Origin of the sequence: Streptomyces sp. NPDC058796, assembly GCF_042745235.1 — a bacterium.
Classification (GTDB): domain Bacteria; phylum Actinomycetota; class Actinomycetes; order Streptomycetales; family Streptomycetaceae; genus Streptomyces.
Window position 1 is genome coordinate 12,707 of sequence record NZ_JBHYOP010000012.1, and the last position, 18,772, is coordinate 31,478.

General features: G+C 72.8%; 20 protein-coding genes. 15 read left to right on the forward strand and 5 right to left on the reverse strand.

The genetic code is table 11. From position 1 onward, the window contains the following. The first annotated feature begins 65 nt into the window (after window positions 1–65). A complete protein-coding gene (locus tag ACFW47_RS27620) occupies window positions 66–725 on the forward strand; it encodes a trimeric intracellular cation channel family protein (protein ID WP_073731674.1) in 660 nt (219 codons plus the stop codon). Between the two features lies 1 nt (window position 726). Here the strand turns inward: ACFW47_RS27620 and ACFW47_RS27625 are convergent, their stop codons facing one another. Continuing rightward, entirely contained in the window at window positions 727–1,947 is a 1,221-nt protein-coding gene (locus tag ACFW47_RS27625; RefSeq protein WP_386307454.1) for an erythromycin esterase family protein, read from the reverse strand. A 58-nt stretch (window positions 1,948–2,005) separates the two neighbouring features. Here ACFW47_RS27625 and ACFW47_RS27630 point away from each other — a divergent pair, with 58 nt between their 5' ends. Beyond that, entirely contained in the window at window positions 2,006–2,749 is a 744-nt protein-coding gene (locus ACFW47_RS27630) for a TioE family transcriptional regulator (RefSeq protein WP_386284496.1), read from the forward strand. 39 nt (window positions 2,750–2,788) lie between these two features. Next, a complete protein-coding gene (locus ACFW47_RS27635) occupies window positions 2,789–3,649 on the forward strand; it encodes a thioesterase family protein (protein ID WP_386307455.1) in 861 nt (286 codons plus the stop codon). Window positions 3,650–3,719: 70 nt separating this feature from the next. Here ACFW47_RS27635 and ACFW47_RS27640 read toward each other — a convergent pair whose 3' ends face one another. Further along, complete coding sequence (locus ACFW47_RS27640) at window positions 3,720–4,346, reverse strand: TetR family transcriptional regulator (protein WP_386307456.1); 627 nt, start codon at window positions 4,344–4,346, stop codon at window positions 3,720–3,722. Between the two features lie 115 nt (window positions 4,347–4,461). Here ACFW47_RS27640 and ACFW47_RS27645 point away from each other — a divergent pair, with 115 nt between their 5' ends. The 3 genes from ACFW47_RS27645 (at window position 4,462) to ACFW47_RS27655 (ending at window position 6,172) form a co-directional block, all read left to right on the forward strand. Further along, window positions 4,462–4,629 carry a hypothetical protein gene (locus ACFW47_RS27645; RefSeq protein ID WP_217246808.1) on the forward strand — a complete coding sequence of 56 codons (168 nt, stop codon included), beginning with the start codon at window positions 4,462–4,464 and terminating at the stop codon, window positions 4,627–4,629. Window positions 4,630–4,664: 35 nt separating this feature from the next. Next, window positions 4,665–4,931, forward strand: a complete 267-nt coding sequence (locus tag ACFW47_RS27650; protein WP_386284504.1) for a DUF4190 domain-containing protein — start codon at window positions 4,665–4,667, stop codon at window positions 4,929–4,931. A gap of 71 nt (window positions 4,932–5,002) precedes the next feature. Next, on the forward strand, window positions 5,003–6,172 hold the full coding sequence (locus ACFW47_RS27655) for a cysteine desulfurase family protein (RefSeq protein WP_386307458.1): 1,170 nt from the start codon (window positions 5,003–5,005) through the stop codon (window positions 6,170–6,172). 12 nt (window positions 6,173–6,184) lie between these two features. On the opposite strand, the gene ACFW47_RS27660 is transcribed toward ACFW47_RS27655, so the two are convergent. Beyond that, window positions 6,185–6,898 carry an N-acetylmuramoyl-L-alanine amidase gene (locus ACFW47_RS27660; RefSeq protein WP_386284508.1) on the reverse strand — a complete coding sequence of 238 codons (714 nt, stop codon included), beginning with the start codon at window positions 6,896–6,898 and terminating at the stop codon, window positions 6,185–6,187. A 60-nt stretch (window positions 6,899–6,958) separates the two neighbouring features. On the opposite strand from ACFW47_RS27660, the gene mnmA reads away from it, so the two are divergent. Beyond that, window positions 6,959–8,089, forward strand: a complete 1,131-nt coding sequence (gene mnmA, locus ACFW47_RS27665) for a tRNA 2-thiouridine(34) synthase MnmA (RefSeq protein ID WP_386284510.1) — start codon at window positions 6,959–6,961, stop codon at window positions 8,087–8,089. Between the two features lie 39 nt (window positions 8,090–8,128). Here mnmA and ACFW47_RS27670 read toward each other — a convergent pair whose 3' ends face one another. Continuing rightward, complete coding sequence (locus tag ACFW47_RS27670) at window positions 8,129–8,908, reverse strand: alpha/beta fold hydrolase (protein ID WP_386284513.1); 780 nt, start codon at window positions 8,906–8,908, stop codon at window positions 8,129–8,131. A 37-nt stretch (window positions 8,909–8,945) separates the two neighbouring features. Continuing rightward, a complete protein-coding gene (locus ACFW47_RS27675) occupies window positions 8,946–9,278 on the reverse strand; it encodes a DUF427 domain-containing protein (RefSeq protein WP_386307459.1) in 333 nt (110 codons plus the stop codon). Between the two features lie 91 nt (window positions 9,279–9,369). Here ACFW47_RS27675 and ACFW47_RS27680 point away from each other — a divergent pair, with 91 nt between their 5' ends. The 8 genes from ACFW47_RS27680 (at window position 9,370) to ACFW47_RS27715 (ending at window position 18,757) form a co-directional block, all read left to right on the forward strand. Further along, window positions 9,370–9,909, forward strand: a complete 540-nt coding sequence (locus tag ACFW47_RS27680; RefSeq protein ID WP_386285069.1) for a TIGR00730 family Rossman fold protein — start codon at window positions 9,370–9,372, stop codon at window positions 9,907–9,909. A gap of 27 nt (window positions 9,910–9,936) precedes the next feature. After that, window positions 9,937–10,626, forward strand: coding sequence for an SDR family oxidoreductase (locus ACFW47_RS27685; RefSeq protein WP_386284518.1), 690 nt, complete (start codon window positions 9,937–9,939; stop codon window positions 10,624–10,626). 91 nt (window positions 10,627–10,717) lie between these two features. After that, entirely contained in the window at window positions 10,718–11,719 is a 1,002-nt protein-coding gene (locus ACFW47_RS27690; protein WP_386307461.1) for a methionine synthase, read from the forward strand. A gap of 15 nt (window positions 11,720–11,734) precedes the next feature. Further along, complete coding sequence (gene ligA / locus ACFW47_RS27695; protein WP_386307462.1) at window positions 11,735–13,930, forward strand: NAD-dependent DNA ligase LigA; 2,196 nt, start codon at window positions 11,735–11,737, stop codon at window positions 13,928–13,930. 259 nt (window positions 13,931–14,189) lie between these two features. Continuing rightward, on the forward strand, window positions 14,190–16,544 hold the full coding sequence (locus ACFW47_RS27700; RefSeq protein WP_386307463.1) for a putative bifunctional diguanylate cyclase/phosphodiesterase: 2,355 nt from the start codon (window positions 14,190–14,192) through the stop codon (window positions 16,542–16,544). 182 nt (window positions 16,545–16,726) lie between these two features. Then, window positions 16,727–17,023 carry an Asp-tRNA(Asn)/Glu-tRNA(Gln) amidotransferase subunit GatC gene (gene gatC / locus ACFW47_RS27705; RefSeq protein ID WP_004925108.1) on the forward strand — a complete coding sequence of 99 codons (297 nt, stop codon included), beginning with the start codon at window positions 16,727–16,729 and terminating at the stop codon, window positions 17,021–17,023. Between the two features lie 4 nt (window positions 17,024–17,027). Next, the gene (gatA, locus tag ACFW47_RS27710; RefSeq protein WP_386307464.1) at window positions 17,028–18,521 is read left to right on the forward strand and encodes an Asp-tRNA(Asn)/Glu-tRNA(Gln) amidotransferase subunit GatA; all 1,494 of its coding nucleotides are present in this window, start codon (window positions 17,028–17,030) and stop codon (window positions 18,519–18,521) included. Next, window positions 18,518–18,757, forward strand: coding sequence for a hypothetical protein (locus ACFW47_RS27715; protein ID WP_073731658.1), 240 nt, complete (start codon window positions 18,518–18,520; stop codon window positions 18,755–18,757). The genes gatA and ACFW47_RS27715 overlap by 4 nt, the downstream gene beginning before the upstream one ends. The last annotated feature ends 15 nt before the right edge of the window (window positions 18,758–18,772 follow it).

Below are 18,772 nucleotides of genomic sequence, written 5' to 3' on the forward strand. Positions count from 1 at the left end.
CACTGCCGGTGAGCCCCCGCCTTCGTTTGCAAGGCGGGGGCTCACCGGCAGGTGAGAATGGCAGGGTGTACGAGCAACTCTTCACCCCCACCGTCCAGCACACGCTCGACCTGGTCGGCATCTTCGTCTTCGCCATCTCCGGCGCGCTGCTGGCCGTACGCAAGAACTTCGACGTGTTCGGCATCGCGGTCCTCGCCGAGGTCACCGCGCTGGGCGGGGGACTGTTCCGGGACCTCGTCATCGGCGCCGTACCGCCCGCCGCCTTCACGGACCTGGGGTACTTCGTCACCCCGCTGTTCGCCACCGCGCTGGTCTTCTTCCTCCACCCGCACGTGGAGCGCCTCCAGACCGGCGTGAACGTCTTCGACGCGGCGGGCCTCGGCCTGTTCTGCGTCGCCGGCACCACCAAGGCCTATGACTACGGGCTGGGCCTGACCGCCTCCGCCTGCCTGGGCCTGGCCACCGCCGTGGGAGGCGGCGTGCTGCGGGACGTCCTCGCCAACGAGGTGCCCTCGCTGCTGCGCTGGGACCGCGACCTGTACGCCGTCCCCGCGATCGTCGGCGCCACCATGGTCGCCCTCTGCATCCGCTACGAGGCCCTCACCCCGTTCACCACCGGGCTCGCGGTGGTCACCGCCTTCGTCCTGCGCCTGCTCGCCCTGCGCTTCCACTGGCGGGCACCGCGCGCCTGGAACCGGCGGTCGGGTGTGGTGGAGGGGGAGTGAGTCACGGGCGGCGCGGGAGGTCCTTGCCCGGCAGGTCCTTGATGAAAACCACGCCGTCGATCGTGGGCAGGTGGTCCGGGGCGAGCGGCGCGTAGCCGAACCAGGGGGACTCGCGGGGAGCGGGCGCCGGGTCGCCGAGGGCGGCGGCCAGCCGGGCTGCGTCGACGAGGCAGCGGTCCTGAGGGAGCGCGTACAGGAGCCCTTCCAGGGTGTCCGGCGGCGGGGTGTCCACGCCCCGGTGCCGGATGGTGCCGAGGGCCGTGGCGACGAAGGCGTACTCCCCGCCGAGCCGCGCGCTCACCAGCGCACCGGCACCCCACCACTCCACCGGCCCCTGCCACATCCGCATGCCGCTCTTCTCCCGCTGGAGGTGGGCGTTCTGCGCGTGGACGAGCACCGGGCCCCGGTCCGCGAGCGCCAGCAGGTTGTCCGCCATCATCCGGTCGCGCAGGCTCAGCAGCCGGTTCATGCGGGCCGGCGAGGGGTCGGCCACCCAGGAGTGGTAACGCAGCAGGCCGGTGGCGGTACGTCCGTACAGGCGCGCCCGCTCCAGGCCCTCCCGCGAGTCCGCCGCGAGCAGCCGGGGCGTCTGCTCGTCGAGCAGCGACACCAGGTCGTCGGCGAGCAGTCGCAGCTCCCGGGCCTCGGCCGACCGCCCCACCGACCGGGCCGGGTCCGTCATCGCGGCGGGTTCCGTCCACTGTTCGTCCGTGCCCAGGAGACGGTCCAGCGTCTCCCGTGTGCAGGGGAGCAGGCCGGTGTCCACCCGGTCCGCGAGGCAGGCGTGCAGTGCGGTGAGGGCCCGCCTCGGGCTCTCGGCGTGGGTGATCTCCAGCGGGCCGTCGAAGCCGGCGAAGCGGACGCGTTCGGGGGCGGGCCGGTCCTCGTTGTACGCCCGCATCCAGCGCACCAGGTCGCGATTGGCCGCGGACGCGCCCCAACCGTGGCTGAAGCCGCGTTCCACGGCCTCGTCGAGCGTGCCCCTGCCCGAGGTGACGTAGCCGTCGACGACCAGTCCCGTCAGGCAGTCGCTCTCGATCGCGATCGTCCGGTAGCCCTCCTCCTCGACCAGTTGCCGGAACAGCTCGTTGCGCACCTCGAGCAGCAGCTCCTCGCCGTGGGTCGGCTCGCCCAGCGCGAGCATCCGGGGCCGGCCCGGCAGCAGCTCCATGAGGGCGGCGGCCTCGACGGCACGGGCGGTGTCCTTTATGCCGGTAATCATGCGCTCAACGGTATCGTTGAACTTTCGGTGGAAACTTTTCAGCGTTAGCGTCGGTCTCGTGGTGCGAAACCTTCAAACCGACGGACAGCTGAGGCCGGTGGACCTGGCGCGCGGCCACGGTCTGTCCACGCAGGCCGTCCGGAACTACGAGGAGGCCGGCATCCTCCCGGTCGCCGGTCGCACGGCCAGCGGATACCGGGCCTACACCCCGCTGCACGCGTGCGCCCTCGGCGCCTTCCTCGCCCTGGTGCCGGGGCACGGCCACCAGACCGCGGCGTCGATCATGCGGGCGGTGAACCGGGACGCGCAGGGGGAGGCGTTCCGGCTCATCGACGAGAGCCACGCCCAGCTGCTCGCCGACCGGCGGACCCTCCGGGCGGTGGAGCGCGCGCTGCGCGACCTGGCGTCCGCGCCCGTCGCGGAAGCGCCCGGCCGGGGTGGCGTGTTCGTGGGGCCGCTGGCACGGGAGCTCGGCATCCGGCCCGCGACGCTGCGGAAGTGGGAGAGCGCCGGTCTGGTGCACCCGCGCCGCGACCCGCTGACCGGGTACCGCGTGTACGGCGAGACGGACGTCCGGGACGCCCGGCTGGTCCACCAGCTGCGGCGGGGCGGCTATCTGCTGGAGCAGATCGCCCCCGTGATCGCCCAGGTGCGGGGGGCCGGCGGCCCGGAACCGCTGGAGGCCGCCCTGCGGGACTGGTACGGCAGGGTTTCCGCCCGTGGACGGGCGATGCTCACGGGCGCCGCCGAACTGGAGGCATACCTGCGGGAGCGCGCTCGGCGAATTCCGGGCCATCCCTAAAAGCTACCGCTTAGTAATTGCGTGTTGTACCGTACAGCCATGCCAGAAGCAGCCTCCGCAGCGGCCACGCGGGCCACCATCGGCGACAGCGAGTTCGACCGGGACACCGCCGTTTCCCGGCGCGCCCCCGGCGTCTACGACATCGACCTCTCCGCCGGCTGGACGATCATCAACGCGGTCAACGGCGGCTACCTGCTGGCCGTCCTGGGCCGCGCCCTAGGGGACGCCCTCCCCCACACCGACCCCTTCACCGTCTCGGCGCACTACCTCACCGCCTCCCAGCCGGGCCCGGCGGTCGTGCGGACCGAGACGGTACGGACCGGGCGCACCCTCTCCACCGGCCAGGCCTCCCTCTTCCAGTACGACGACGAGGGCAACGAGGTCGAGCGCATCCGGGTCCTCGCCTCCTACGGCGACCTCGACGCGCTGCCCGACGACGTCCGCACCTCGGCGAAGCCGCCCGCCATCCCGCCGGTGGACCAGTGCTTCGGCCCGGAGGACGGCCCCGCCCCCGTCGACGGCAGTTCGGCCATCGCCGACCGCCTGATGCTCAAGCTGGACCCCGCCACGCTGGGGTGGGCGCTCGGGCAGCCCTCCGGCCGGGGGGAGATGCGCGCCTGGTTCGGCCTCGCCGACGGCCGTGACGCCGACCCCCTCTCGCTGCTCCTCGCGGTGGACGCGCTGCCGCCCACCGCCTTCGAGCTCGGGCTGAAGGGCTGGGTGCCGACGGTCGAGCTGACCGTGCACGTGCGCTGCCGCCCGGCCCCGGGCCCGCTGCGCGTCTCCATCACCACCCGCAACCTCGCCGGCGGCTTCCTGGAGGAGGACGCCGAGGTCTGGGACAGCGCCGACCGCCTGGTCGCCCAGTCCCGCCAGCTCGCCCGGGTCCGCCTCGGCTGACCGGTTCCGCCTCGCCGTGCCGGGGCCGCCTCGCCGGGCCGAGACCGTCGCACGCCGCCGGCGCCGGGAGTCAGTCCAGCCAGTGCCGGCGGCCGACGCTGATCAGCCGCATCTGACGCGTCGCGGTGTCCGCCGCGTGCCGGCGCTCCCCCTCCGGCGCCTCCAGCGTCTCCAGGAACAACGAGGCCGTGGCCAGCATCTGGTCGACGTACAGGCCCGCGAGCATCAGCAGGTCGGCCTCGCTCCAGCCCGCCGACACCCGGTCCTTGGCCAGCTCGTCCTTCACCTCCCCGGAGAACCGGGCCAGTTGCTCCCGTATCGCCTCCCGTACCGGCCGCACCCCGCCGTGTCGCTCGCGCGCCACGAAACGCACGTGCGCGGGATGGGCGGCCACATGCCCGGCGATCAACTCCACCGCCCGCGCGATGCGTTCCTCGCTGCCCCCGTCCGGTGACACCGTGGCCCGGATCATCGGATGCAGGCTCCCCAGCGCCTCCTCGACCAGCGCCACGCCCAGGTCGGCCGTGGAGCGGAAGTGGCGGTAGAAGGCGGTCGGCGCGACGCCCACCGCGCGGGTGACCTCCCGCAGGCCCAGGCTGCTCAGGCTCTGGTCCTCCAGCAGCACGAGCGCCGCGTCCAGCAGTGCCTGCCGGGTCTTCTGCTTCTGGGCCTGACGAGCGCCGGAGGTGTGACTCATGCCATGCAGTTAACAACTGTTCTCTGTAATTGGAAAGCGGTGCGGCGCGCTAGACTGGGAAGTCAGTGAACAAGTGTAACTACAGTCGTTCACCGAAGGTTGGGAGATCCGCTCCATGCTGTTTCTCGTCGCCGCCCTCCTGCTCCTCGGCGTGGTCCTGGGCACCGTCGCCCACGCGCCGCTGACCTTCTCCGTCGCCGCCGGCCTGGTCATCGCCGTCTGGCTCGGCATCTTCGCGATCCGCGAACGGCACGGCCGCCGACGGAGCACCTCCGCCCACTGACGCACGGTTCACCGACGCACGGCAGGGAGAACACCATGCAGCTCACCGCACCGGCCACCCGCCGGACCGGCATCCGCGACACCGACGGCATGGCCGTCGCCTCCTTCGTCCTCGGCCTGCTCGGCCTGCTCGTCCTCAACGTCTTCCTCGGCCCGATCGCCATCGCCCTGGCGAGCGTCGCCCTCTGGCGCGGCACCGCGCGCCCCGGCCGGGCCTTCCTCGGCCTCGGCCTGGGCGTCGCCGACCTGCTCGTCCTGGCCGCGTTCATGTCCGCGGACGGCACGATGTCCTGGAGCCTGTGAGCCGCGGGGGTCCGACGAGGCCAACCTTGCTCTGAGGCCGGGCGGGACCGCCCCGTAGAATCGGCCACACCATGGCTTACCTCGACCACGCCGCGACGACCCCGATGCTTCCCGAGGCAGTCGAGGCACTCACCGCGCACCTGAGCGCCACCGGCAACGCCTCCTCCCTCCACGCGTCCGGCCGCCGCGCACGGCGCACCGTCGAGGAGGCCCGCGAGACCCTCGCCGAGGCCCTCGGTGCCCGGCCCAGCGAGGTGGTCCTCACCTCCGGCGGCACCGAGGCCGACAACCTCGCGGTCAAGGGCCTGTACTGGGCCCGCCGCGACGCCGACCCGACCCGCACCCGGGTCCTGGCCAGCCCCGTCGAGCACCACGCGGTCCTCGACGCCGTGCACTGGCTCGGCGAGCACGAGGGCGCCACCGTCGAGTACCTGCCCGTCGACACCCACGGCCGCGTCCACCCCGAGGCGCTGCGCGAGGCCATCGCCCGAAACCCCGGCGACGTGGCCCTCGCCACCGTCATGTGGGCCAACAACGAGATCGGCACGATCATGCCGGTCCGTGAACTCGCCGACGTGGCAGCCGAGTTCGGCGTGCCGCTGCACGCCGACGCGGTCCAGGCGGTCGGTCAGCTCCCGGTCGACTTCGCCGCCTCCGGGCTCGCCGCGATGACGGTTTCCGGCCACAAGATCGGCGGCCCCTACGGCATCGGCGCGCTGCTGCTGGGCCGCGAGTACAGCCCCGTACCGGTCCTGCACGGCGGTGGCCAGGAACGCCACGTCCGCTCCGGCACCCTCGACGTCCCCGCCATCGCCTCCTTCGCCGTCGCCGGGCGCCTCGCCGCCGGACAGCGCGAGTGGTTCGCCCGCGAGATCGGCGCCCTGCGCGACGACCTGGTCGACGCGGTCCGTACGGCTGTCCCGGACGCGATCCTCGGCGGCGACCCGGCACCGGAGGGCCGCCTGCCCGCCAACGCCCACTTCACCTTCCCGGGCTGCGAGGGCGACTCCCTCCTCCTCCTGCTCGACGCACAGGGCATCGAGTGCTCCACCGGCTCCGCCTGCACCGCGGGGGTCGCCCAGCCCAGCCACGTCCTGCTCGCCGCCGGCACCGACCCCGACCTGGCCCGGGGCACCCTGCGCTTCTCCCTCGGCCACACCTCCACCGAGGCGGACGTGGAGGCGCTCGCCAAGGCGATCGGCCCGGCGGTGGAGCGGGCACGGGCGGCCGGGCTGAGTTAGCCGGAGCCGGTGTCAGGCGCTCTGCGAGGCGCCGGGGGAGGGGGCACTCGTCGCCGCCCGCCGCACCAGCTCCATGTACCGGTCCCAGTCCCAGTGGGGCCCCGGATCGGTGTGGTCGGTGCCCGGCACCTCCACGTGACCGATGATGTGCTCACGGTCCAGCGGTATGTCGTACCGCGCGCAGATCCCCGCCGTCAGCCGCGCCGAGGCGGCGTACATCGCGTCGGTGAAGTCCTGCGGGCGGTCCACGAAACCCTCGTGCTCGATGCCGACACTGCGCTCGTTGTAGTCGCGGTCGCCCGCGTGGTAGGCCACGTCCAGCTCGCGGATCATCTGGGTGACGCGGCCGTCCTGCCCCACGATGTAGTGCGTGGCCGCCTTGTGCGCCGGGTCCTGGAAGGCCCGCACCGCGCTGGCGAAGCTGCCCTGCGTGACATGGACGATCACCATGTCGACGCCGAAGTCGTCCGGCCGGTCGGCACGCCGCCAGTTCTCGTCCGAGGCCGCCACCCAGCGGGCCGCCGCGTAGTCGACCGCACCCTCCTCGCGGGGCCGCTCCACGCCCGGAACGCGCCACCACAGGCGGGCCAGCTCGTCGCGCGCCAGCACGGCGGTGCCCACGGCCGCCGCGGTGCCGCCGACAAGCAGCGCCCGCCGGCCGATGCGCCGGTCCCCGTCCTTGGACCCGCCGCCGGATGCGCCTGTGGATTCGTGCTTCGCCCCCATGTGATCGTGAACGCATAGTCGCGCGCTCCGGTTCCCGCCTCCCCGTACCCTGGAAGGGTTATGACTGACACCCCGCAGCGCACCCGCCCCCTCCGCGTCCTCGCCGCCATGTCGGGCGGAGTCGACTCCGCCGTCGCCGCCGCCCGCGCCGCCGAGGCCGGGCACGACGTGACCGGCGTCCACCTCGCGCTCTCCGCGAACCCGCAGTCCTTCCGCACCGGCGCGCGGGGCTGTTGCACCATCGAGGACTCGAGGGACGCCCGCCGCGCCGCGGACGTCATCGGCATCCCCTTCTACGTGTGGGACCTCGCCGACCGCTTCCGGGAGGACGTGGTCGAGGACTTCGTCGCCGAGTACGAGGCCGGCCGCACCCCGAACCCGTGCCTGCGCTGCAACGAGAAGATCAAGTTCGCCGCGCTGCTCGACAAGGCGCTGGCGCTCGGCTTCGACGCCGTCTGCACCGGCCACTACGCCCAGGTGATCCTCCGCGAGGACGGCACCCGCGAGCTGCACCGCGCCTCCGACATGGCCAAGGACCAGAGCTACGTCCTCGGCGTGCTCGACGACCGCCAGCTCGCCCACGCGATGTTCCCCCTCGGCGACACGGTCACCACCAAGGAGGAGATCCGCGCGGAGGCCGAGCGCAGGGGGCTGGCTGTCGCCAAGAAGCCCGACTCGCACGACATCTGCTTCATCGCCGACGGCGACACCCAGGGCTTCCTGGCCGGCCGGCTGGGCAAGGCGGAGGGCGACATCGTCGACGAGGCGGGCAACCGGCTCGGCACCCACGAGGGCGCCTACGGGTACACCATCGGCCAGCGCAAGGGCCTCAGGATCGGCACCCCGGCCCCCGACGGCAAGCCCCGCTACGTCCTGGACATCTCCCCGGTCGACAACACCGTCACCGTGGGCCCCGCGGAGGCCCTGGACGTCGACGCCCTGCGCGCGGTCAAGCCCCGCTGGTGCGGCGCCGCCCCCGCAGGCCCCGGCACCTACACCGCCCAGCTGCGCGCCCACGGCGGCGAGACCGAGGTGCGCGCGGAACTGGTCGACGGCGCCCTTGAGGTGACGTTCACCGAGCCGGTGCGCGGCGTCGCCCCCGGCCAGGCGATCGTGCTGTACGACGGCACGCGCGTGGTGGGGTCGGCGACGATCGCGTCCACCACGCGCGCGCGGGCGGGCGCGGCCTGAGCGGGGGCGGCACCGGGCGGGCCCTGACCTCCGCCCCGGTCACCGCCCGAAGAACTCCGTCAGCACCGGCGCCAGCATCACCGGCTCCACCATGTGGGTCTGCCGCTCGACGGTGCCGTACGTGCCGTCGGCAGCCGCCTCGGCGACCGCGCGTGCCGCGTCGTGCCACCACGCGTCGCTCGCGCCGCCCGCCAGGGCCAGCACGGGACAGCCGACGGAGGCGATCGAGGACCGGGGCACCCGGTTGTCGCCCATCACCGCGGCGTCGTGGGCCAGACTCGGCGCGACCGACTCCATGCCCGCCCACATGGGTGACTCGCGGGCGCCCCGGATCATGTCCTCGCCCAGGCCGGCCAGCCGCAGGAACAGCTCCACCGCGTCCCCGCGCCGGCCCTGCCCGAGCGCCTCGGACAACCGCTCGCGGTACTCCGCGCCCGCCCGCACCGCCGCGTCGTCCATGGCGTACGGCACCTCGTACACGGCGACCCGGCGCACCGGAAGCCCGCTCGCCGCCGCCCGGAGCGCCAGCGCGCCGCCCGACGAGATGCCGTACAACGACGCCTCGCCACCCACCGCCTCGATCAGCGCCGCCAGGTCCTCGACCTCGCGCTCCACGGCGTAGGGCGCCGTGTCGCCGCTCTCGCCGCGCCCTCTGCGGTCGTAGACGGTGACGTCGAAGCGGCCCGACAGCTCGGCGGCCAGCGGCGCCATCGTGGCGCCCGTCGACATGGCGCCGCTGACGAGCACGACCGCCGGCCCCCGCCCCGAGCGTTCGTACGCGATCCGGGTGCCGTCACGTGAAACAGTCGTCTTCTCCATGCTGGTGCAGACTGCCGCACGGCACGCGATTCATCGGTCAGGACACCTCGACGTCGTAGAAGCAGAAGTGCCCCTTGATCTCCGCCACCTCCGGCTTCGGGTCCGGGTACGCCCAGACCAGGTCCGCCGCGTCCGGCAGCGACCAGTAGGACGCGTCGCCCTTGAAGGGGCAGTGAGTGGTCGTGGCGGACGGCGTCAGCAGGTCGGTCCGCACGTCCCCGACCGGGATGTAGTACCGGTCCGGACAGCCCGTCTCGTGCAGCACCAGCGCCGCGTCGCTCTCCGCCAGCACCTGCCCGCCGTGCACCACGCGCACGTGCCGGTCGCTGGGCTCGACGGTGATGCGGTGTCCCTTGAGTCCCTTGGTCACGATCGTCCTCCTGGTGGCAGTGGTGTCCGTCACTACAGCGTGCCGGGAGGCCGGGTTCTTCCCCTCCGGGCCGCGCCGTACGGTGGAGACCATGAACATCTGCGTCTTCCTCTCCGCCGCCGACCTCGACGAGCGCTACACGCGCCCCGCGCGGGAGTTCGCCGAACTGCTGGGCAAGGGCGGTCACACCCTCGTCTGGGGCGGTTCCGACGTCGGCCTGATGAAGGTCGTCGCCGACGGCGTGCAGGAGGCCGGAGGGCGCCTGCTCGGGGTCTCGGTCGACTTCCTGGCGGCCAAGGCGCGCGAGGGCGCCGACGAGATGGTCGTCACGCGGGACCTCGCCGAGCGCAAGCGGCTGCTGCTGGAGAAGGCCGACGCCGTGGTGATCATGGTGGGCGGCACCGGCACGCTGGACGAGGCGACCGAGATCCTGGAGCTCAAGAAGCACGGGCACACCGACAAGCCCGTCGTCCTGCTCAACACGGCGGGCTTCTACGACGGTCTCAAGGAGCAGTTCCGCCGCATGGAGGACGAGGGGTTCCTGCCCCGCCCCCTCACCGAGCTGGTGTTCTTCGCCGAGGAGCCGGTCGGCGCGCTCGCCTACCTGGAGGAGAGCCAGGGCATCGAGTGAGGCGCCGGTGATGCGAGCATGGCGGGCATGGCTACACATGTGATCACCGGAGCGGGCTCCGGCATCGGCGCGGCCGTCGCCCGCCGCCTGCACGAACGCGGCGACGAGATCGTGCTGCACGCGCGCGACGCGGGCCGCGCGAAGGAACTGGCGGCGGCGCTTCCCGGCGCGAGGACACTGGTCGGTGACCTGGCGGACCCGGACAAGCTCTCCTGGGCCTTCTCCCACCAGACGCTGCCCGACCGCGTGGACTCGCTGCTGCACATCGCCGGCGTCGTCGACCTCGGTGCGGTCGGCGACCTCACCCCGAAGACCTGGCGCAACCAGCTCAACGTCAACCTGGTCGCCCCGGCCGAGCTGACCCGCCTCTTCCTGCCCCAGCTCCGCGTCGCCCAGGGCCACGTGCTGTTCGTGAACTCCGGTTCCGGCCTCAACGCCCACGCCGGCTGGTCCGCGTACGCGGCCTCCAAGCACGGCCTGAAGGCCCTCGCCGACTCCCTCCGCCACGAGGAGCACGCCAACGGCGTCCGCGTCACCTCGGTCTACCCGGGCCGCACCGCCAGCCCCATGCAGGCCAAGGTCCACCGGCAGGAGGGCAAGGAGTACGACCCCGCGCGGTGGATCGACCCCGAGTCGGTGGCCACGACGATCCTGATGGCCCTGGACCTCCCGAGGGACGCGGAGGTCAACGACCTGACGGTGCGTCCGGGAAGGTAAGCAGCGGTTGTCCAGCCCGTCCGGCGGGGCGGGAAGGGCAGGGGGCGGCTGGGGCGAAACTCTTCTCACCACACTGCGTACGCTTCCCTCTGTGAACGACAACCTGCGCTTCGGCCCCGCCACCGGCATCGGCTCCCTGCCGGGCCAGGACGCCCGCGAGGCCGCCAAGACCGCCACCGGCACCTTCGAGGACTTCCCCTTCCTCCCCGAGCTGCCCGCCCGCGGCCCCGGCGCCGACATGATCGGCCGCACCGCCGGCCTGCTGGTCGAGCTGTACGCGCGCGTGGAGCCCAGCGGCTGGCGCCTCGGCGACCGCCCGGGCCGGGACACCAAACGGGCCCGTGCGTGGCTCGGGGAGGACCTCGACGCCCTGGAGGAGTTCACCCAGGGCCATGAAGGGCCGCTCAAGGTCCAGGCCGTCGGCCCCTGGACCCTCGCCGCCGCCCTGGAACTGCGCAACGGCGAGGCCGTCCTGTCCGACGCCGGCGCCTGTCGCGACCTCGCCGCCTCGCTGGCCGAGGGCCTGCGCCTCCACCTGGCCGAGGTGCGGCGCCGCGTGCCCGGCGCCCGCATCGTCCTCCAGCTCGACGAGCCGTCCCTCACCGCCGTCCTGCGCGGCCAGGTGCGCACCGCCAGCGGCTACCGCACCCACCGCGCCGTCGACCGGCAGGTCGCCGAGTCCGCCCTGCGCGACCTCGTCGCCGTCCACGCCGACGGCCCGGCCGTCGTCCACTCCTGCGCCCCCGACGTGCCCTTCGCCCTGCTGCGCCGGGCGGGCGTCGCCGGTGTCTCCTTCGACTTCTCGCTCCTCACCGAGCGTGACGACGAGGCGATCGGCGAAGCGGTCGAGGGCGGCACCCGCCTGTTCGCCGGTGTCGTCCCGGGCACGGACACCGCATTGTCAGACCCTGCCGGTAGCGTCATGGGTGTCAGAACGCTGTGGCGCAGGCTGGGGCTGCATCCGGGGCTTCTCGCGGAGGCGGTCACCGTCACGCCGTCGTGCGGACTCGCGGGCGCGTCCCCCGAGTACGCCCGCCGGGCCCTCGCCCACTGCGTCCGGGCGGCGAGATCCCTCGCGGACAACCCAGAGTAACGGGAGGACAACACGGTGGCCGGCGACAAGCAAGCGGAGACGACGAACGTGCCCGCCGAGGCGCGGGAGAAGCACGTGCAGCTCGCTGAGCAGATCGAGGAGCACCGCTTCCGGTACTACGTGAACGACGCCCCCGTCGTCAGCGACGCGGACTTCGACCGGCTGCTGCGCTCCCTGGAGGAGCTGGAGGAGCGGTACCCGGAACTGCGCACCCCGGACTCCCCGACCCAGAAGGTCGCCGGCTCCTACGAGACGGAGTTCACGGCCGTCGAGCACCGCTCCCGGATGCTCTCCCTCGACAACACCTTCAACGACGAGGAGATGGCCGCCTGGACCGAGCGCATCGCCAAGGAGCTGGGCGAGCAGGAGTACCACTTCCTGTGCGAGCTGAAGGTCGACGGACTCGCCGTCAACCTCACCTACGAGCGCGGCCGCCTCGTCCGCGCCGCCACCCGCGGCGACGGCCGCACCGGCGAGGACATCACCCCCAACGTCCGCACCATCGCCGAGATCCCGGACCGCCTGAAGGGCGACGAGGTCCCCGACCTCGTGGAGATCCGCGGTGAGGTCTACTTCCCGATGGAGAAGTTCCAGGAGCTCAACGCCCGGTTGAACGAGGCGGGGGACAAGCCCTTCGCCAACCCGCGCAACGCGGCGGCCGGTTCGCTGCGCCAGAAGGACCCGCGCGTCACCGCCACCCGCCCGCTGCACATGGTGGTCCACGGAATCGGCGTCCTGGAGGGGTACAAGGGCATGACCCGCCTCTCCCAGGCCTACGACCTGCTCAAGACCTGGGGCCTGCCCACCTCCCCGCACAACAGGGTGGTCGACGGCCTCGACGGCGTACGCCAGTTCATCGCCCACTACGGCGAGAACCGGCACTCGGTGGCCCACGAGATCGACGGCGTCGTCGTCAAGCTCGACGAGATCCGCCTCCAGGGACGGCTCGGCTCCACGGCCCGCGCGCCCCGCTGGGCCATCGCGTACAAGTACGCGCCGGAGGAGGTCAACACCAAGCTCATCGACATCAAGGTCGGTGTCGGCCGCACCGGCCGCGTCACGCCGTACGCGCAGGTCGAGCCGGTCACCGTGGCCGGCAGCGAGGTGGAGTTCGCCACGCTGCACAACCAGGAGGTCGTCAAGGCCAAGGGCGTCCTCATCGGCGACACCGTGGTGCTGCGCAAGGCCGGTGACGTCATCCCGGAGATCCTCGGCCCGGTCGCCGACCTGCGGGACGGCAGCGAGCGGGAGTTCGTGATGCCGGCCCAGTGCCCCGAGTGCGGGACGCCGCTGCGGGCCATGAAGGAGGGCGACATCGACCTCCGCTGCCCCAACGCCCGCACGTGCCCGGCCCAGTTGCGCGAGCGCGTCGCCTACCTCGCCGGCCGTGAGTGCCTGGACATCGAGCACTTCGGCGGTGTCGTGGCGGCCGCGCTGACCGGACCGCTGGAGCCGGCCGACCCGCCGCTGGTGGACGAGGGCGACCTCTTCGACCTCACCGTCGAGAAACTGCTGCCGATCAAGGCCTACGTCCTCGACCCGGACAGCGGACTGCCCAAGCGCGACCCCAGGACGGGCGAGGAGAAGATCGCCACGGTCTTCGCCAACAAGGAGGGCGAGCCGAAGAAGAACACCCTCGCCCTGCTCAAGTACATCGAGGAGGCCAAGACCCGCCCGCTGGCCCGCTTCATCAACGGCCTCTCCATCCGGTACGTGGGGCCGGTGGCCGCCCAGGCGCTGGCCCGGGAGTTCCGCTCCATCGACCGGATCGAGCAGGCCACCGAGGAGGAGCTGGCGCTCGCGGACGGAGTGGGCGGTACCATCGCCGCCGCCGTCAAGGAGTGGTTCGCCGAGGACTGGCACCGCGAGATCGTCCGCAAGTGGAAGGCGGCCGGAGTCCCGCTGGAGGAGCAGTCGACCGGCGAGGACGAGGGCCCGCGCCCGCTCGAAGGACTCACCGTCGTCGTCACCGGCACCCTGGAGAACTTCACCCGGGACGGAGCGAAGGACGCCCTGCAGAGCAGGGGCGCCAAGGTGACCGGATCGGTCTCCAAGAAGACCTCGTTCGTGGTGGTCGGTGACAACCCGGGGTCCAAATACGACAAGGCCGTGCAACTGAAGGTGCCGGTTCTGAACGAGGACGGTTTCACCGTCCTGCTCGACCGGGGACCCGAGGCGGCGGCCGAAGTCGCGCTTTCGGCCGAGGAATAGCGGTTGAAGGCCACCCGATCGGCGCATACCAGATGCATACGGGAGGCCGGGTCGCATTCGGGCAACCGTCGACGACCGGTGCCCCTGGAAGCCTTCCGCGGCCTACTGTTGAGGTGTGCGCCTGCCGTGCCCAGCTGCGGTCGGGGCATCCCCCTGCGCCTGAGGGGCGGAGGGAAGGGTTCTCCAACGCGGAACCGTTGAGGGTGGTCGAGGCGGGGGCCGCGTGGTGTGGGCACCGCCGGCTGTGAGAGGGACGGGAATGGAACCGACCGAGAGCGCCGCCGAGGGCTCACGGCTGCGCCTGCGCCGCATGGTGGGCGCGTGGCCCGTGAGCCGGTGGTTCGGGCAGCGGAGCGGTGGCGCACCGCGCCCCGCGGCGGACGCCCGTGCCTCCGCGCCGCCGCCCGGCCGCGGCCGGGCGTGGTCGGCCGACGGCCACGGCTCGGGAGGGACGGCCGACGTCCCCGGCCCGGCGTCCCATGTCCCCGGCCCCGGCCCCGGCTCCGCACCGTCGCGCCCCGGCCACGCCCCCGCGCTCACCGGCCCCGACCCGGACGGGGAACGGCACCTGTCCTGGCCCGCGTTGCCCTCGGCGGTCGTCGCGGCCGCCGCCTTCGTGCTGGGCGCCGGCTTCTACCGGGCGTTCACCGGCGGACACGCGCTCTTCCCGTCCGGCACCGCCGGCTGGGCGCTGGCCGTGCTGACCGGCGTCGTCGTCGGCCACCTGGTCATGCTCGGCCGCTCCCGCTGGTGGGGCGGCACCGGCTCCGGCGCCGCCCTCACCCTCGCCGTCCTGCTGCTGTACGGCTGGGTTCCGGCCGGCATGGTCAGCCTCACCGTCGTCGTCCTGGTCGGCATAGCCCGGCGGGGCCGCTGGCGGCACGGCGTCCTGCACGGCGCGGTGGACATCCTCGGCATCGCCGCGGGGGCGGTGCTGCTCGGTGTCTGCGGCTCCGTGCCGTCCGTGGAGGAACCCTGGGACCCGGACACCTGGGGGGTGTACGCGGCGCCCAAGGTGGTGCTCGTCGCCGTCGCGTACCTCGCCGTCACCCGGGCCCTGCTGTGGTACCTGCAGACACCGCGCGCCGGCCTGCCCACCGTCGCCCGCACCGCCCTGGTCAGACAGGGCCTGGTCGCCGTCGCGCTGCTCGGCATCGCCCCGCTGGTCTGCGTGGTGGCCGTCGCCAAGCCGCTGCTGCTGCCGCTGTTCGCCATTCCGCTGATCGCCCTCGACTACACCCTGTGGATCGCCCGCGCCCGCGCCGAGGAGCAGCTGCGCGACCCGCTCACCGGACTGCCCAACCGGCAGTGGCTGCTGGAGCGCACCTGGACCGCGCTGGACGACGCCGAGCGCATCGGCGCCCGCGCCGCCCTGATGCTGATCGACCTGGACCGCTTCCGTTCGGTCAACGACACCCTCGGACACCTCGCCGGCGACCGGCTGCTGCTGCAGACCGCCGACCGGCTGCGGCAGGCCCTGCCGCGCGGGGCGGAGGCCGCGCGGCTCGGCGGCGACGAGTTCGCCGTCTTACTGCCCGTCGCCGATTCGACCACGTCGGCGACCCGGATCGCCCGGGGACTGGTCGGCGCGCTCAGCTCCCCGATGGACCTGGACGGGCTCACCCTCGTCCTGGAGGCCAGCGCCGGTGTCGCCGTCTTCCCCGACCACGCGCTGGACGCCGAGGGGCTGCTGCGCCGCGCGGACGTGGCGATGTACCAGGCGAAGCGGGACCGCACGGGCGTGGAGGTCTACGAGTCCAAGCGGGACTCCAACACCCCGGACCGGCTCGGCCTGCTCGGCGACCTGCGCCGCGCCCTGGACGCCCACGAGGTGCAGCTGCACTACCAGCCCAAGGTCCGCTTCGACGGGCACGTGGCCGGTCTGGAGGCGCTGGTGCGGTGGGTGCACCCCGAGCGGGGCAAGGTGCCGCCGGACGAGTTCATAGCGATCGCCGAGTCGTCCGGGCTGATGCCCCACCTCACCGAGTACGTACTGGAGACGGCGCTCGAACAGGTCGCCCACTGGCGCTCCCAGGGCCTGTTCGTGCCCGTCGCGGTCAACGTCTCCCCGCGCGACGTGCACACCCCCGGCTTCGCCGGCTCGGTCGCCGCCCGGCTCGCCCGGCACGGCGTCCCGGCCGGAGCCCTCCAACTGGAGATCACCGAGCACGTCCTCCTGGAGGACCCGCAGCGCGCCGCCGACACCCTCAACGCCCTGACCGGACACGGCGTCAAGATGTCCCTGGACGACTTCGGCACCGGGTACTCCTCCCTGGTCCACCTGCGCCGCCTCCCTGTCAGCGAGCTGAAGATCGACCGCTCGTTCGTGGCCCGGCTGGCCATCGACAACGAGGACGCCGAGATCGTGCGCTGCACCGTCGACCTCGCGCACTCCCTCGGCCTGCTGGTCGTCGCCGAGGGCGTGGAGGACGACGAGACCTGGGAACGCCTGCGCGACCTCGGCTGCGACGCCGTACAGGGCTGGCTGGTCGCCGCCGCGATGCCGCCGGAGGAGACCACCGCCTGGCTGCTGGCCCGTGGCGCCCGCGGCTGGCAGCGGCCCGCCGCCGCGCTCCCCGCGGCGGCGGGGGACGACCCGGGCCGGGTCGGCTGACGCTCCGCACCGGGCCCGGGGCGCCCGGGGCACCCCCGCGGGACCCGGCACGCGCGGCGGGCCGAGCGGACGGCGGGGGAAACCGTTTCACGGGCACGGGGCGCCGCCCCATAGGATTGGGCCGAACCGACTTGCCAAAGCCGATTTGCCCCAACCACACACTCACCCCAGAGGAACGCTGCATGCCTGGCATCACGCGCGAGGAGGTCGCCCACCTCGCCCGGCTGGCGCGTCTGGAGCTGAAGCCCGAAGAGCTCGATCACTTCGCGGGACAGCTGGACGACATCATCGGCGCGGTCGCCCGCGTCAGTGAGGTCGCCGACCAAGACGTACCGCCGACCTCGCACCCGCTCCCGCTGACGAACGTCATGCGGCCGGACGAGGTCCGTCCGTCGCTCACGCCCGAGCAGGCGCTCTCCGGCGCCCCGGCCCAGGAGCAGCAGCGTTTCAAGGTGCCGCAGATCCTGGGGGAGGAGTAACGCCATGAGCGACATCATCAAGCTCACCGCGGCCGAGATCGCCGAGAAGATCGCCTCCGGCGAGCTGACCGCGGTCGAGGTCACCGAGGCCCACCTGGCCCGCATCGAGGCCGTCGACGAGAAGGTGCACGCCTTCCTGCACGTGGACCGCGAGGGCGCCCTGGCCCAGGCCCGCGCCGTGGACGCCAAGCGCGAGCGCGGCGAGAAGCTCGGCCCGCTGGCCGGCGTGCCGCTCGCGCTCAAGGACATCTTCACCACCGAGGGCGTGCCCACGACCGTCGGCTCGAAGATCCTCGAAGGCTGGATCCCGCCGTACGACGCGACCGTCACCAAGCGCCTCAAGGACGCCGACGTCGTCATCCTCGGCAAGACCAACATGGACGAGTTCGCCATGGGGTCCTCCACCGAGAACAGCGCCTACGGCCCGACCGGCAACCCCTGGGACCTCACCAAGATCCCCGGTGGCTCCGGCGGCGGCTCCTCCGCCGCCCTCGCGGCCTTCCAGGCCCCGCTCGCCATCGGCACCGACACCGGCGGCTCCATCCGCCAGCCCGCGGCCGTCACCGGCACGGTCGGCGTCAAGCCGACCTACGGCGGCGTCTCCCGCTACGGCATGGTGGCGTTCTCCTCCTCCCTCGACCAGGGCGGCCCCTGCGCCCGCACGGTCCTGGACGCGGCCCTGCTGCACGAGGTGATCGCCGGGCACGACCCGATGGACTCCACCTCCATCGACGCCCCGGTCCCCGCGGTCGTCGAGGCCGCCCGCAACGGCAGCGTCCAGGGCATGCGCGTCGGTGTCGTCAAGCAGTTCCGCGGCGAGGGCTACCAGGCCGGTGTCGTCCAGCGCTTCGACGAGTCCGTCGAGCTGCTGAAGGAGCTGGGCGCCGAGATCGTCGAGCTGGACTGCCCGTCCTTCGACCTCGCGCTCTCCGCGTACTACCTGATCGCGCCATCGGAGTGCTCCTCCAACCTCGCCCGCTTCGACGGCCTGCGCTACGGCCTCAGGACCGGCGACGACGGCACCCACTCCGCCGAGGAGGTCACCTCCCTGACCCGCGAGGCCGGCTTCGGTCCCGAGGTCAAGCGCCGCGTCATGCTCGGCACGTACGCCCTGTCGAGCGGCTACTACGACGCGTACTACGGCAGCGCCCAGAAGGTCCGCACCCTGATCAAGCAGGAGTTCGAGCAGGCCTTCGAGCAGGTCGACGTGATCGTCTCCCCGACGACGCCGACCACCGCCTTCCCGATCGGCGAGCGCGCCGACGACCCGATGGCGATGTACCTGGCCGACCTGTGCACCATCCCCACCAACCTGGCGGGCAACGCGGCCATGTCGCTGCCCTGCGGCCTCGCGCCGGAGGACAACCTGCCGGTGGGGCTGCAGATCATCGCCCCCGCCATGAAGGACGACCGGCTCTACAAGGTCGGCGCCGCCGTCGAGGCCGCCTTCGTGGAAAAGTGGGGCCACCCGCTGATCGAGGAGGCACCGTCGCTGTGAGCGCACTGTCCAAGGCCAAGGGCTTCAAGAAGTCCAAGTCCGGTACGTACATGTCCATGGCCGCCACCGCGTTCGGCGCGATCGGCGTGGCCAAGCAGATCAAGAAGGCCCGCGTGGAGAACGACACGCTGCGCCTCGCCGACGCCGTCGTCACCGCGGCCGGCGTCGTCACCGGCCTCGCCCTGCTCTACCGCGAGCTGAAGCGCCTGGGCGACGACGACGTCCTGCTGGGCTGAGAGGGAAGTTACACC

What these genes read in the sequence shown, in the direction of transcription:
- ACFW47_RS27625 (WP_386307454.1), bottom strand. Translation starts at nt 1,947, where the DNA reads ATGATTACCGGCATAAAGGACACCGCCCGTGCCGTCGAGGCCGCCGCC.
- ACFW47_RS27635 (WP_386307455.1), top strand. Translation starts at nt 2,789, where the DNA reads ATGCCAGAAGCAGCCTCCGCAGCGGCCACGCGGGCCACCATCGGCGAC.
- ACFW47_RS27640 (WP_386307456.1), bottom strand. Translation starts at nt 4,346, where the DNA reads ATGAGTCACACCTCCGGCGCTCGTCAGGCCCAGAAGCAGAAGACCCGG.
- ACFW47_RS27645 (WP_217246808.1), top strand. Translation starts at nt 4,462, where the DNA reads ATGCTGTTTCTCGTCGCCGCCCTCCTGCTCCTCGGCGTGGTCCTGGGC.
- ACFW47_RS27650 (WP_386284504.1), top strand. Translation starts at nt 4,665, where the DNA reads ATGCAGCTCACCGCACCGGCCACCCGCCGGACCGGCATCCGCGACACC.
- ACFW47_RS27655 (WP_386307458.1), top strand. Translation starts at nt 5,003, where the DNA reads ATGGCTTACCTCGACCACGCCGCGACGACCCCGATGCTTCCCGAGGCA.
- ACFW47_RS27660 (WP_386284508.1), bottom strand. Translation starts at nt 6,898, where the DNA reads ATGGGGGCGAAGCACGAATCCACAGGCGCATCCGGCGGCGGGTCCAAG.
- mnmA (WP_386284510.1), top strand. Translation starts at nt 6,959, where the DNA reads ATGACTGACACCCCGCAGCGCACCCGCCCCCTCCGCGTCCTCGCCGCC.
- ACFW47_RS27670 (WP_386284513.1), bottom strand. Translation starts at nt 8,908, where the DNA reads ATGGAGAAGACGACTGTTTCACGTGACGGCACCCGGATCGCGTACGAA.
- ACFW47_RS27680 (WP_386285069.1), top strand. Translation starts at nt 9,370, where the DNA reads ATGAACATCTGCGTCTTCCTCTCCGCCGCCGACCTCGACGAGCGCTAC.
- ACFW47_RS27685 (WP_386284518.1), top strand. Translation starts at nt 9,937, where the DNA reads ATGGCTACACATGTGATCACCGGAGCGGGCTCCGGCATCGGCGCGGCC.
- ACFW47_RS27700 (WP_386307463.1), top strand. Translation starts at nt 14,190, where the DNA reads ATGGAACCGACCGAGAGCGCCGCCGAGGGCTCACGGCTGCGCCTGCGC.
- gatC (WP_004925108.1), top strand. Translation starts at nt 16,727, where the DNA reads ATGCCTGGCATCACGCGCGAGGAGGTCGCCCACCTCGCCCGGCTGGCG.
- gatA (WP_386307464.1), top strand. Translation starts at nt 17,028, where the DNA reads ATGAGCGACATCATCAAGCTCACCGCGGCCGAGATCGCCGAGAAGATC.